We start from the raw sequence: 13,064 nt of genomic DNA on the forward strand, positions 1-13,064 counted from the left end.
TCGCTCCGTGAGCAGCCGTGCCAACCTCATGGCTGGCTGAGTACTCTCGCCCATCGTCTCGGGCGCCGCGAGGTGCCACTCATGGGCTTGAAGCGCCCAGGCAACGTCAGAGAGGCTGCCGAGCGGCTCGTGCGGCCATGCAGGTTTGCCCGTGGGCGTGAGAATCATGAACTGTCGTGACGTCTTCCGGCCGACGCGCGCCACGTACAGGGTCTCATCACCCTGACGAAGCAAGGTGACAGGGGCGTAGACCTGCGATCCGCGAAAGAAGGCCTCTGCGCTGGTCAATCGGTTCACGCCTGTGCCGTGATCTCGCTCTCGCGCACGGCGCGCTCGCCGAAGCCGGACGATTTGATGCGATAGGAGACCTCGCCGGTCTGATCGGCCGGCATGAGGCGGGTTACCTCGTAGATACCGCTTGTCGTTGCGCGCTTATCCGAGAAGTTCGGATGGGTGATGCGGACCAACTGATGGATTTTGTATTTGTGAGACATTCATTGCTCCTGGAGCCCGACTGCTTGTCAGGCGGCGCGGATAACCGCTGCCGGGTGATCGAAGGCGCGAACCAAAAAGCCGCCCCACAAGGGAGCGGCTTCATGACCAGACGGCTCAGGCCTATGTCCTGAGCGATCATAGCGATTACGCCGTTTCGATGTTGTTGACGGCGATCTTGCCGGAGCGGCGATCTTCGGCCGTGTCGAACGAGACCTTCTGGCCTTCGACGAGGTTGCGCATGCCGGCACGCTCAAGAGCGGTCGCATGGACGAACACGTCCTTGCTGCCATCGTTCGGCTGGATGAAGCCGAAGCCCTTCATATCGTTGTAGAACTTCACAGTGCCCGTAATCATGGGAGTCACCTTTCGCAATTGCATGTAGATGCACGTGAGTGAAGGCGCGCAAAAGCGCGATCTCAACTCGGCTTGTCGATGTAATGGTAAGAAAGTCCGAACGTGCGCTTGGCGATACCAGAAGCGAAACGACCCGATTGTCCGGCCAAAATCCGATAAAAACTATATAGTTCTTTTCCAGATCAATAGCAAGTGGTGTGTTTCTTCTTGCTTGAATTAGCAAAAAACTTGTCATCTCAGGTGGAAGCTGGTCTTGCCGATGTCGATCCTAAGGGTGGCAACCTGATGAAGCGGAGCTGTAGACATGGCTCAGTTCCTCGTGCTGGGAGCCCCTGATGAAGGGGGCGCCGGTAAGCACGGCCGGTCCATCCCATTAGCTGACCTTAGCTGTTCCGGGGCAGCGTAGTTTGCTGCCGCCACGGCTCCATAAGGCCTGCTTCGTGACATCAGACATCTGTCTCACGCGCGTGGGGGCAGCGGCTCCGGATCCACCCGGTGGATCGCCATGGTGATTGTCACGGTCAGTACCCGCTGGCGATGTTCGTTCTTCACTTCGATCGTGATGTCCCGAGCGTCGCTCTTCGGCAGCCGATCCCGGCCGATCTCGGCTGCGGCCTCCGCTGCCGCATGTTCGGCAGCATCCAGGCTCTCGAACTCAAGGCCATCTGCATCAGGGATGAACCGCGTTCCTTCCCGCACATCGAAGTAAAAACGAGGCATGGCTTTGTCCTATCATCTGATGCCTCCAAATCCGGGAGGGTGTGGTTCGTTGTGCCTTCGTCCGGGAAGATGCCGAGGCTGCCGCTCCCGCTAGCGTGGCTCCCTGTCCAGGCACAGGAACGATGGGTCAAACTCGGCAAGCTGTTGCAGAAGCCGCCTGTCCTCGACGGTGAGGGTTTCCCCGCGCCAGGTGATCAGGCCCTCCGTTCGCAGTTCCTGGATGATGCGGTTCACATGGACGTTCGAGAGGCCAAGGGCGTCACCCAGCTCGGCCTGGGTCAGAGGAAGCTTGAAGCTATCCTCCGTGACCAGCCCGACGGCCTCAAGCCGCACGAACAGCTCGCAGAGCAGGTAAGCCGTGTGCTCCAGGGCCGAGCGTCGCCCCATGGCCACCAGCCATCGACGGTTGATCGCCCCATCGACAAGGGTGGTCAGCCAGAGCAGACGGGCCAGGTGGGGATGGTTCTCGGAGATCTCGCGCAGGGTGTCGTGAGAGATCACGCCGACCGTGCAGGGCGTGATCGCCATGGCCGCATGGTCCATCCGCTTCACCAGGAAGCTGTCGAGGTCAACGAAGTCGCCGGGCAGGTGAAGGGCCGTGATCTGGCGCTTGCCGTTCCTGAGGAGATTGTAGCGCCCGGCATAACCCTCCAGCAGAACCGTGCACTCGGGCGGACGGTCCCCCTCCAGAAGGATGTCCACGCCCTTGTTGACCTGTCGCGGCCTGACGGCCGCTCCCTCCAGCAACCGGCGCTCGGTATCCGAGAGTTGGTCATAATGCTCAAGTTTGCGGATCAGGCGCGTGTACAGGGAGGATCTCCTGTTTCAGGATCTGATCCAAACCACTTCTGGAACTTGGCCCACGGTGCTCATCAGCATAGCCGAGGTTGTGCCGGAAGGCGAGCAGACCTCGGTCCATATGATGACGGTCGGGATCCGCCCTTGATCCCAGTTGGGGCATGGAAGGTACCCAAGTGAGACAGTATGAGCCTGCTCTTCGCTGTCTCTCGAAAGCTCAGCCTACTTCAGGATCTTGCCAGCGGTGGTCATTCAGGCCTCCAATCCACTCCTCCAAGACCCGTCTGATCGCCTGTTCCGGCGGCTCCTCGCGCGTGAAGGCCCACCAGGTATGGGCACCCTGCCAGAGGCTCGCCATCTGCCAGCCGAGGCGCTCGCCCTGCGCCGGATCCCTCGCGAGGCGGCGGCCGAGAGCCTCGGCCAGGCGATGGCCCCAGGCCGCGCCGCGGCGGCGCAGCAACGGATCGCGGAGGTCCTCCCGCAACAGCAGCAGGCCATTGCTCGCGTCACGTTCGGCGGTCTCCGGCGGCATCAGGCGCAGCAGCAGATTGATCGCACCTTCAGGGGTCGGCGCCTCAACCGCGTCCGCAGCCTCGGTTGCCGCATCGAGCCGGTCCCAGGCCCGCAGGAGAATGGCTTGGACCATCGCCTCCCGGGCGCCGTAGCGCTGCACCAGTGTCGCCGGCGAGAGGCCACAGGCCTTCGCGGCGCGCGCGAAGGAAAGCGCATCGGGTCCGCTCTCCATAAGCGCATCGAGGAGGGCGTCGAGCACCTGCTCGTCAGGAATCGTCTTGGGTCTTGCCATGGATATATATAAACGTTTATTCGTTTATTAATCAACGGGAGACCGCCATGGCCAGGATTCTGGGTTACATCGCCGCCAGCCTCGACGGGCTGATCGCCACCGAGGACGACACTCTGGACTGGCTGTTCACGTACAACGACATGGACCTGGGGGAGCACGACTACCGCATCTTCCTCAACCGCATCCGTACCGTGGTGATGGGGCGCGGCGCATACGACTTCATCGCCAGGGATCCCTCGCCGTGGGCTTACGGAGGCCAGCGCGTCATCGTTGTCACGTCGCGGCCGATCGACGAACCGCGGGGGGCGCTGGAGGTCCGCGGCGACGTCGATGCGCTGATCCGGGAACTTCGCGAGCTCGACGACGGCGACGTCTGGATGATGGGTGGCGGTCAGTTGCAGATGGCGTTCCTCGAGCGCGGCGCACTGGACGAGATCGAGATCTACGTCATCCCGGAGATGCTGGGCGGTGGTCGCCCGCTCTTTCCGCTCACGGGCTTCCGCGCCAGCCCGACTCTCGTCAGCGCCAAGGCGATCGACAAGGGCTGCGTGCGGCTGCACTACCGGTTCTAGCGTGGTGGGCTCGATCTGGCTGGCCACTGTCACACGTGGGACCCCGGTTCCGCTTCAACGCACCGCTTTGATTGAGATGCACCCGTATGGCGAGGCTCGCCTTTGCGTTGAACCAGTCCCTGGACGGCTATGCCGACCGCACGGTGCGGCCCAGCGGAACGAGAACGACTGTTTCGAGCGTCACACGCTCTTTTGCTCGTAGGAAAGGATCAGCCCGCCGTTCTTGAGAGGCTGGCACTCGCGCAAGGTGAAGTGGGTCCGGCCGCTTGCAGGTTTGAACAGCGGCGTGCCTTCGCCCCACACCACCGGCGCAAGACAGACGCGGTATTCGTCCACCAGTTCCTCGTCCATCAGCGTTGCCAGCAATTCGGCGCTGCCGAAGACGAACACGTCCCGGCCAGCTTCCTGTTTGAGCGCCCTGACCGTTTCAGCCGCTTCGCCTTTCAGAAGCCGGCTGTTGGCCCAGTTAGCCGCCTCCAGTGAGCGGGAGGCCACCGCCTTGTCGAGGCCGTTCATCATCCTGGCGATCGGACCCTCCTTCTTCGTCCAATAGTCGCGCATGCCGTCATAGGTGCGCCGGCCGAACAGGAGCGTTCCGATTTCCCCGCCCTGACGGAGGGAAAATTCCTCCAGCTCCTCGCCCCAGACCGTGCCGTGCATATCGAGCTGCCAGGGTCCGGAGCCTTCGAAATATCCATCCAGCGTCATGACGTTCCAGGCGATCAGCTTTCTCATATCCGATGCTTTCGGGCACTTTGTTCGATCGTCGATCGGCAGTCAGTGGCCATTCCGCCGATCCCAGGGCGGCACGAAGGAGCGGGGCGAGCTTTCATTCGGCATTCGCGCCGTGTGGGGACGTTGGACCCACAGGCTCATTCGCTCGTCCACCCCTGACCTTCGCAACGTGCCGGGCCAGTTTTGCGAGCGTTTGCCCCCCATACTCCACGGCCCCGAAGCTGACCGCCCATTCCCGACGCTCCTTGGTCGGATGCATCTGCCGGAGCGTGAGCACGGTCTTGCCGTTGCTTTGTTCGTCGAAGGTGACGAGCATCCTGAACCGACCGGGGTCGTCGTCCGCGTCCGACCCGTGCTCGACCTCGATGAGGGCCGGGGCCTCGATACGGAGAAACAGCATTCGGTTGGTATAGCGAGTGCCGTCGGGAGCGACCATGTCGAACCGCCAGACCCCGCCTGGCCTGAGGTCGATCTCTTTGCTTTCGATCACCATGCCGTCGGGACCGAACCACTGTCCGATCTGATCCGGGTCCGTCCAAGCGGAGCAGACGACGCTCCGGGGAGCATCAATGACCCGGCTCAGGATGATCTCACGATCAACGGGCCAGTCCTGCCAGGGGGAGCCGGACTTTTGGGATGGAGCGTTCAACGTCTTAATCCTTCCGTTTCATCCGTTCGATGTGGGCTTCCATGCGATCGAGGCGTTTCTCCCAGGCGGAGATATGCTGATGTAGCCACGCTTCGGTCGCCTGGAGGACGTGCGGCTCAAGCTTGCAGGTTCGAACGCGTCCGATTTTCTCGGAGCTGACGAGCCGGCTCTGCTCGAGAACACGCACATGCTTGAGCAGCGACGGCAGAGCTATTTTGAACGGCTCAGACAGTTCGCTGACGGATTTCGGGCCATCACACAGACGACCGATGATCGCTCGCCTGATCGGATCTGCGAGGGCGGAAAAGGCCCTGTCTAAATCGGTTAAACACTTAGCCATGGCGGAAAGTATCGGCCGCCGCGTGCCGGCGGTCAAGACATACTTTCACTTCTGGCTAAGTTTTGGCTCTCGGGACACCGGAGCTCCACCCGATGTCTGACCTTCCCGCTGGAGCGTCTGGTCCGCTCGACGGTTCCTCAGGCAGGGGCAATGTGTGCGGCGTCATCATGGGTCTGGAGCCCAACTGTCATTGTGAGCTTCAGTTCTTTGCGCTCGGACGTTGCCAAGAAAGTGTTGGCCGACACGATCAGTATCTTCAAGATATCCAGTCCTTGCACGGTCTCGGCGAACACCACCACGCCGAGCAAGGACAGCGGCGACCTCCAGCAAGGTTGGAACAGGAAGGTCCGGATTTGGCACTCCCCGGACCAAAGAGCTTAGTCCGCTTCAGCGGAGAAATGCCGACGTTCATTGAGAGGTCGGACGGTGAAGGTTTGACCCAATCCGGACCTTGCGGAGCTACACTCAGCGCGTTTCGCGATTTGTGCGGAGTAAGTCCGCTCGCGAGCCATCGTCTCGGATAGGGAGGATGTGCTCAGGAGATTGAGGAGGTGCTCCATGAGGGTGACAGGGGCTGCCACCACAGGTTCATTACTTGCTGGGCAGAGATCCACTCCGGGATGGTGATGCCCTGCCAACTTGGCAACTGCCAGACGCTCACGGGTCTGCGCAACCTGGTCGCTGCTCCATGCAACGGCCCGCGAATCCGAGATCTTGAACGAGGAGGGAAGATACCCTCAAGTCTCGCGAGACCGCGTCACGTTAAGAAGGCTCTCGGGACGGTCACATTGCAGGGTGCGCCCTATGTCAGGATGAGGCCGGATCGCGGATCCGGTCCAGCCTTAGCGGAGGACGGTGCCATGCTGGAGGTTCTGCCTGCTCCCGAACACGTGGTTGCGATGCGGGTGAGCGGCCAAGTTGACAAAGATGATATCGAACGCGGCATCGCGGCGGTCGAGGAGGCCCTGGCCCGCGGCAGGCGCATCGCGCTCTATATCGAGATCGCGATGACGGGCATGACGCCGGGCGCGTTCGCCCGCGATCTCGGCTACGGGCTGCGCCACCTGAGTGAACTGCGCCGCTTCGCCCGCATGGCGGTGGTGACCGAGCAGGAGTGGGTGCGCCGGATCGTCCAGGTGCAAGGCCGTATCCTGCCCCAGATCGAGATCCGCACCTTCGCGCCGGGCGAGCGAGACGAGGCGTTGACCTGGGTGGCCCAGCCGATCACGGCTGGCGAGCCCGAGGCGGCACAGGCACCGCCCTCGGTTCGCCTCATCGAGACGACCACGCCGGACGTGATCGCGTTCGAGGTGAACGGGCGCATCCGCCGGGACGACATTCATCTCCTGGTCTCTGCCTTCGAGCAGGCGCTGGGCGCCCACGAGCGGCTACGCGTGCTCGTGCGCATCGTGACCTTCGACGGCATCACCCTCGACGCCCTGCGTCAGGAGGGGCTCGCCTCGGTGAAGATGCGCGGCTGGCGGCAGGTCGAGCGCTATGCCCTGGTCGGCGGCCCGGCCTGGATGGCCAGCGTGACCGGATGGGCTGCGCCACTGACCCGCATCCAGACCCGCCATTTCGACGCGGCGCAGGAGGACGAGGCCTGGCGCTGGCTGGAGGCGGAACCCCGGATCGGGAACCCGGCGTGAGGCCGAGCGAAGGGAGACGGGCAGGGCAATCCAACCATTCGGCCGTCCAGGCATTATCGTTCGTCCGTCTGCGTGAGTTCTCCCGTGCCCTCTGCTTTCGATCTCATCGCCGTTCTGCTCGTTCTCACCGCCGTGTTCGGCTGGCTCAACCACGTGTTCCTCCGCCTGCCTCACAGCATCGGCCTGCTCATCATGGCCTTGGGCGCCTCACTCGTCCTGATCGGGATTGAGGTCGCGCTGCCCAATGTCGCCCTGTACGAGAGCCTCACGGCCATGCTGCGGCAGATCGACTTCCGGGAGACGGTGCTCAACGGCATGCTCGCCTTCCTGCTGTTTGCCGGGGCGCTGCACGTCGATCTCGGCATCCTGCGCGAGCGGGCCTGGACGGTCGGGCTGATCGCCACGCTCGGTGTCGTGATCTCGACAGCGGTGGTCGGCGTTGGATTGTGGTGGCTGTCAGGACTGCTGGGTATCGCCATTTCACTGCCATGGGCGCTGGTGTTCGGCGCCTTGATCAGCCCGACCGATCCTGTGGCGGTGCTCAGCACCCTCAAGACCGTCGAGGTGCCCAAGGCGCTTGAAATGGACATGGCTGGCGAGTCCCTGTTCAATGACGGCGTCGGCGTGGTGGTCTTCACGGTCCTGCTGGCGCTGGCGGCGGGCAGCGGGGGCGAGAGCAGCATCCTGCACGTCGCCGAGCTGTTCTTCGTCGAGGCTCTTGGCGGGGCGGCGCTCGGGTGGGGGACGGGCTATCTCGCCTACCGGGCCATGCGCCGGATCGACGACTACCCGATGGAGACGCTGATCTCGCTCGCGCTGGTGGCCGGAACCTATGCCCTGGCGGCCAAGCTCCACATGAGCGGGCCGATTGCGGTAGTGGTGGCCGGCATCCTGGTCGGCAATCGCGGCCCGGTGGATGCGATGAGCGACCTGACGCAGCGCTATGTGTTCGGCTTCTGGACGCTGGTGGACGAAATCCTCAACTCGGTGCTGTTCCTGCTGATCGGGCTCGAGGTGCTGGTGCTGCGCTTCGATCCGTTCTTTGCCGGGCTGGCGGCCGCCAGCATCCCCCTCGTGCTCCTGGGTCGCTTCCTCGCGGTGACCGGCCCGGTGCTCATGCTCCAGGGCCGGCAGGAATTCGTCCGGGGCACGATCCCGGTGCTGACCTGGGGCGGGCTGCGCGGCGGCATCTCGATCGCCCTCGCCTTGTCCTTGCCGGAGGTGGCCGAGAAGCCGCCCCTGCTGGCGGCGACCTACGCGGTGGTGGTGTTCACCATCGTGGTCCAGGGGCTGAGCCTGCGCGCGGTCGTGGGACGGACGATCTGAGCCGCACGGGTCCGTTCCCTCTCCGCAGAGGGGGGCGATCATCCATGGACGATGAGGTCAACCGGCACGCCGCACGTCCGGATGCGAGAGCCGTCACGTCTTGCGAACTGTGGCCAGGGTTGGCGCATCCGCATCGTGATCCGCGCTCCCGATGACGCTGATCGTACCGTCGGTCTCCAGGATCACGGCCGCCACCCGGGCGGCGTCCGTCGCTCCGCTGGAGCGCAGCGCTGCCATGACCTCCTCGCGGGTGATCCGCTGCGACCGCATCGGACCGTCCAGAAACCTGCCCCGATGGAGGATCAGCGTCGGTTCGCTCTTCACCAGGTTCTGGAAGCCGGGCGAGCGGACGGACAGCCACGTGATCGCGAATTGCAGGAGCACCAGGAGCACCATCGCCAGCACGCCTTCCGCCAGGGCGACCGACTTGCTCAGGAGCACGGTGGCAAGGATCGAACCGAGCGCCACCGTGACCACGAGGTCGAAGGCGTTCAGCTTGGTCAGCGTGCGCTTGCCCGAGATCCGTAGGATCGCCACGAGAGCGATATAGGCCAGCGTGCCGACGACGAGGACGCGTCCCAGCCCGGCCCATGAGTCAAAGAACATGGATGGTTGCCTCCTTTAGCCGAGCCGAGGTGGCGATCCTGGCCTGCTCGATCCGCAGCAGGATTGCGGCCCGGTCGCAGGGGGCAAGCCGCGCCGCCTCGGCGGTTTCGACCAGCTTGCCGAGATGCTGCACGACGGCGTCCCGGGCCTCCCGGCGCCGGACAATGGACGCAAGCTGCCCCAGGACATCCGCCATGCGGATCAGAACGGCCGGGATCTCCTGGCCGGCTTGCCGGATCGGGTCGAAGGCCGCATCGCTGAGGCCCTGCACGTCGGAGCGACGCGCAATTACCCGAACCGCACCCTGAGGGTCGTGCAGCAGGGTCGGCGGGAGGCTCCGCTGGAATATCTCCTCCAGGGCTGCGCCGAGGCGGTCCAGTACGGCCATGGCCGTATGCGGATCGTTGATGCCGGGTGACAGAGCCCGCAACGCGATCTCGACGAGCTGGCGCAGGCCGTGCTCCAGGTCCTGGGCCGGGCTGCGCTCCTCGCCGATCACGGCCGCGTCCCTGATCGCTGCGACGGTCTCGTTATCCAGCGGCCGTACGGCATGGACGACCACGTGCTCCCCGCCGGCCAGGACGAAGTGACCCGCCCGCACCTTCACCTCGAGGAGGGCACCTTCCCGGCAGGCCACCGAGACGAGCCTGTCGTAGTCGATCACCTGGATGTAGCCGCTTCGGCCCAACGACACGGTGCCGGCCTTCGGCGGAATGTCATCCGGCATGGCGCCATCGCCCTCGCCCGTCTCCGGGAGCATGCTGCGGACATTGTTGTGCAGGTCATGAGCGACCCGTGCCACGATGTTGTCCGCCACGATGGCTCGGGCGACCTTGTGGACGTAGAACAGCAGGGCGAACAGGCATACGACCGTGAGTACGCTGCCGATGGTCACGGCGGCATGAGGCACCCCCTCGGACCCGAGCTGCTCGTTGAGGCTGCGCAGCACGAACAGCACGTAGAGGATGGTGCCGAGGAACAGGCCGATCACGGCCTGGATCTGCCGGTCGCCCATGAAATTGGGAACCAGGCGGGGGCCGAGCTGGTTCGCCGCGAGCGTCAGGATGACGAAGGTGACGGAGACCACGAGCGAGAACATGGTCATCAGGCCTGACAGCAGGCTTGACAGGAGGCCGCGGGCGCTGCTCGCATCGCCCCCGTAGATCCACCAAAGCTCCCCGCCGCCCCAGCCCTCGAGCAGTGAGGGGCCGAACGTCAGAACCCAATAGGCCAAGCCGAGCGCGAGAACGCTGAGGATCAGCGGGAGGATCCAGAGTTGTCCGCGTAGAAGGACGATGATGTTCCGGATGCGCTCCATGTCGTGACAACCCCGGCCGCACCGGCTGGATCCATCGTGGCTCCGTCGGCGTCACGTCAGGCGTTCGCAAGGCATCCGAAGCACGAAGCGGGACATTCCATCCCAGGGCGTCCCAGAGGACGGCGATTGCTGGCTCAGAGGCTCGCCCGCGACCCGTTCACGGAGGGGGCGGGTCCGGCTCATGCTCCGGGGCGCCGTGAAGGAGTTGCATCGCCGGCGATTGGACGAGCAGGAGATAGCGCTCGAACTGGACGAGGACGTCCGCGATGATCTGGTCGCGGTGCAGGCCCATGATGTCGTAGCCGCGACCGCCGCTGGAAAAATAGGTGCGGGCCTCGTAGCGGTATTCCGGCCTGCCGACGTCGAGCGGCGAAAGGGTTGCCATGGGCTGGGCGCTGCGGCTGACGCCATAGACGAAGTCGCGGACACCTTCGGCGGGCGAGCGCAGGGCAATGGCGCCCCCGTCCTCCTCGACCACGGACGAGGGGCGGCCGCGCGCACTCAACTCTTTCGCGACCTGGTCGAGCGCCGGGCGCACATGGCTGGCGATGAACTGGTCCACTTCGGCCTCGGTAGGGGCATGGAGGATGAGCGCGAGACGGCGCTGCCAAGTAAGGCCCGCGGCGGGCTGGGCGGAGGGAATGCTCGTTCTGGCCGCGTGGGCCTCCTGCTGGGCAAGGTCCGCCCGCATGCCGACCAGGAGGGACCAGACGAGCGCCAGCATGACGAAGGTGAAGGGCAGGGCGCTGGCAATGGTCGCCGATTGCAGGGCGCTGAGCCCGCCGGCCAGGAGCAGGCTGGCCGATACGACGCCTTCGAGCCCGCACCAGAAGACGCGCTGGCCGGTGGTGGTTTCGGTCTCGCCGCCTGCGGCGATGGAGTCGATGACCAGCGAACCGGAATCCGCCGACGTGATGAAGAAGATCCCGACCAGCAGCACGGCCAGGGTCGAGGTGAGGCCTGAGAACGGCAGATACTCGAAGAACTTGAAGAGGCCGACCGATACGTCGTCGGCGACCGCGGTACCAAGAGCACCGGCTGCCGTGCCGGTATCCACGAAGATCGCGGTGTTGCCGAATACGGTCATCCAGAAGAAGGTGAAGCCGGCCGGGATGAACAGCACGGCGGTGACGAACTCGCGCACGGTGCGGCCGCGTGAGATGCGGGCGATGAACATGCCGACGAAGGGGGACCAGGAAATCCACCAGGCCCAGTAGAAGAGCGTCCAGGCATCGATCCAGGGCGTCGGCTCATAGGCATAGATGTTGAAGGTGCGCAGCAGCAGCGTGTCGAGATAGAGGCCCAGGTTCTGCACGAAATCGCGGAACAGCAGCGCCGTCGGCCCGACCGCCAGGACGAAGAGCATCAGCAGGATCGCCACGACCAGATTGATCTCGGAGAGGATGCGCACTCCCTTGTCGAGGCCGGTGACGACGGAAACCGTGGCCAGGCCCGTGATAACCGCGATCAGGGGGAGTTGGACGCCGATACCGATGGGGATCCCGAGAAGATAGTTGAGGCCGGCATTGATCTGGGAAACCCCGATGCCGAGCGAGGTGGCAATGCCGAACATGGTGCCGACGATGGCGAAGATGTCGACGGCGTGGCCGATGGGGCCGTCGATCCGCTCCTTGAGGAGCGGGTAGAGGCCGGAGCGGATCGTCAGCGGAAGATTGTAGCGGTAGCCGAAATAGGCCAGCGACAAGCCGACCACGGCATAGATGGCCCAGGCATGGATGCCCCAGTGGAAGAAGGTGACCGACATGGCCTCCCGCATCGCTGCCACCGAGCGCGGCTGGGCCGTGGGCGGCGTGATGAAATGGGTCATCGGCTCGCCCACAGCGTAGAACATGAGACCGATGCCCATGCCGGCCGCAAAGAGCATAGCGATCCAGGAGGTGAACTTGAAATCGGGTGTGGATTCGTCCGGGCCGAGCTTCAGTCGCCCGTAGCGGCCTAGGCAGAGGAGCAGCACGGTTGCCAGGAAGATGCCGACGGCAAGGAGATAGAGCCAGCCGAAGCTGTTGAGAATGGCAGCCTGTAGATCCTTGAAGACTTGGCCGGCGCGATCGGGCGCAACGACCCCGGTGGCGAGGAAAAGGCTGATGACGGCGACGGCACCGAAGAAGACCGGCGGTTTGATGATGAAGCGCTTGAACATACGGCAACCCTTGGATGCTCCGTCGCCCGCCGCGGCTCTTCCCGGGGGGCGTCTCTCTCCTGAATGCCCAAGCTCCCGGTCCAAATAGAAGACGGCGATGCCAGAAGAGTTCCCGGCCAAGGGGCTTCAAATCGATCGGAGATGCCTTTCAAGAACAGAAGCTTCTCCAACTGAGTTCTTCGCGAAATCATGAGCTGGAGCGTCCTGAAGCGCAGGGAATCTCGGACGCCGACCCAATGCGGCCTTTATTGGCGGCCTTTTGCACTCTTCCGGCTTGATCTTGTGGACTAGATCGTGGTCGAGTTCGAAAAGAGCCTGAAGCAGCATCCGCCTATCGCGCCCGGCACCCCCGTCCCGTACACGCCGCCAAGCTGACAGCTCCTTAGGCGAGGACTGACATTCCACTGCGGCCCTGGCTTAAATGTGCTGGTGGATGGGATGCGCGATAGGAATGGCAGCTATTGGCACGAGGTGGAAGTACACCAAACGTCCGTGATGCGGCGGCAACCGGACGTTCGGCTACTGCCGACTGCCTG

The 13,064-nt window shown here is 64.0% G+C and carries 15 protein-coding genes; 3 read left to right on the forward strand and 12 right to left on the reverse strand.

Going from position 1 to position 13,064, the window contains the following annotated elements:
• Positions 1-293 precede the first annotated feature (293 nt).
• The 5 genes from OC446_RS11645 to OC446_RS11665 all read right to left on the reverse strand — a co-directional run bounded on the left by OC446_RS11645 (position 294) and on the right by OC446_RS11665 (position 3,172).
• Positions 294-494, reverse strand: a complete 201-nt coding sequence (locus tag OC446_RS11645; RefSeq protein WP_262029190.1) for a hypothetical protein — start codon at positions 492-494, stop codon at positions 294-296.
• Between the two features lie 145 nt (positions 495-639).
• Complete coding sequence (locus OC446_RS11650; RefSeq protein WP_134499941.1) at positions 640-849, reverse strand: cold-shock protein; 210 nt, start codon at positions 847-849, stop codon at positions 640-642.
• A 459-nt stretch (positions 850-1,308) separates the two neighbouring features.
• On the reverse strand, positions 1,309-1,569 hold the full coding sequence (locus OC446_RS11655) for a DUF6894 family protein (RefSeq protein WP_262029191.1): 261 nt from the start codon (positions 1,567-1,569) through the stop codon (positions 1,309-1,311).
• A 90-nt stretch (positions 1,570-1,659) separates the two neighbouring features.
• Complete coding sequence (locus OC446_RS11660) at positions 1,660-2,316, reverse strand: Crp/Fnr family transcriptional regulator (protein WP_262029192.1); 657 nt, start codon at positions 2,314-2,316, stop codon at positions 1,660-1,662.
• 268 nt (positions 2,317-2,584) lie between these two features.
• The gene (locus OC446_RS11665) at positions 2,585-3,172 is read right to left on the reverse strand and encodes a TetR/AcrR family transcriptional regulator (RefSeq protein ID WP_262029193.1); all 588 of its coding nucleotides are present in this window, start codon (positions 3,170-3,172) and stop codon (positions 2,585-2,587) included.
• Between the two features lie 47 nt (positions 3,173-3,219).
• Between OC446_RS11665 and OC446_RS11670 the strand changes: the two genes are divergently transcribed.
• A complete protein-coding gene (locus OC446_RS11670; RefSeq protein ID WP_262029194.1) occupies positions 3,220-3,744 on the forward strand; it encodes a dihydrofolate reductase family protein in 525 nt (174 codons plus the stop codon).
• Positions 3,745-3,924: 180 nt separating this feature from the next.
• On the opposite strand, the gene OC446_RS11675 is transcribed toward OC446_RS11670, so the two are convergent.
• The 4 genes from OC446_RS11675 to OC446_RS11690 all read right to left on the reverse strand — a co-directional run bounded on the left by OC446_RS11675 (position 3,925) and on the right by OC446_RS11690 (position 5,776).
• Positions 3,925-4,479, reverse strand: a complete 555-nt coding sequence (locus tag OC446_RS11675; RefSeq protein ID WP_262029195.1) for a dihydrofolate reductase family protein — start codon at positions 4,477-4,479, stop codon at positions 3,925-3,927.
• Between the two features lie 94 nt (positions 4,480-4,573).
• Positions 4,574-5,128 carry an SRPBCC family protein gene (locus OC446_RS11680; protein WP_262029196.1) on the reverse strand — a complete coding sequence of 185 codons (555 nt, stop codon included), beginning with the start codon at positions 5,126-5,128 and terminating at the stop codon, positions 4,574-4,576.
• A 4-nt stretch (positions 5,129-5,132) separates the two neighbouring features.
• The gene (locus OC446_RS11685) at positions 5,133-5,504 is read right to left on the reverse strand and encodes an ArsR/SmtB family transcription factor (RefSeq protein WP_262029197.1); all 372 of its coding nucleotides are present in this window, start codon (positions 5,502-5,504) and stop codon (positions 5,133-5,135) included.
• 101 nt (positions 5,505-5,605) lie between these two features.
• Positions 5,606-5,776, reverse strand: a complete 171-nt coding sequence (locus OC446_RS11690) for a hypothetical protein (RefSeq protein ID WP_262029198.1) — start codon at positions 5,774-5,776, stop codon at positions 5,606-5,608.
• A 552-nt stretch (positions 5,777-6,328) separates the two neighbouring features.
• Between OC446_RS11690 and OC446_RS11695 the strand changes: the two genes are divergently transcribed.
• Positions 6,329-7,117, forward strand: a complete 789-nt coding sequence (locus OC446_RS11695; RefSeq protein WP_262029199.1) for an STAS/SEC14 domain-containing protein — start codon at positions 6,329-6,331, stop codon at positions 7,115-7,117.
• 84 nt (positions 7,118-7,201) lie between these two features.
• The gene (locus tag OC446_RS11700) at positions 7,202-8,443 is read left to right on the forward strand and encodes a cation:proton antiporter (protein ID WP_262029200.1); all 1,242 of its coding nucleotides are present in this window, start codon (positions 7,202-7,204) and stop codon (positions 8,441-8,443) included.
• 93 nt (positions 8,444-8,536) lie between these two features.
• Here the strand turns inward: OC446_RS11700 and OC446_RS11705 are convergent, their stop codons facing one another.
• The 3 genes from OC446_RS11705 to OC446_RS11715 all read right to left on the reverse strand — a co-directional run bounded on the left by OC446_RS11705 (position 8,537) and on the right by OC446_RS11715 (position 12,528).
• Positions 8,537-9,049 carry a DUF421 domain-containing protein gene (locus tag OC446_RS11705; protein WP_262029201.1) on the reverse strand — a complete coding sequence of 171 codons (513 nt, stop codon included), beginning with the start codon at positions 9,047-9,049 and terminating at the stop codon, positions 8,537-8,539.
• Positions 9,039-10,367: a DUF2254 domain-containing protein gene (locus tag OC446_RS11710; protein ID WP_262029202.1), complete on the reverse strand. Its 1,329-nt coding sequence runs from the start codon at positions 10,365-10,367 to the stop codon at positions 9,039-9,041. Before OC446_RS11710 ends, OC446_RS11705 begins: the two co-directional genes overlap by 11 nt.
• Positions 10,368-10,524: 157 nt before the next feature.
• A complete protein-coding gene (locus OC446_RS11715; protein ID WP_262029203.1) occupies positions 10,525-12,528 on the reverse strand; it encodes a BCCT family transporter in 2,004 nt (667 codons plus the stop codon).
• Between the last annotated feature and the right edge of the window lie 536 nt (positions 12,529-13,064).

The sequence above is a fragment of the Microvirga sp. Mcv34 genome, from assembly GCF_024519725.1.
Lineage (GTDB): Bacteria > Pseudomonadota > Alphaproteobacteria > Rhizobiales > Beijerinckiaceae > Microvirga.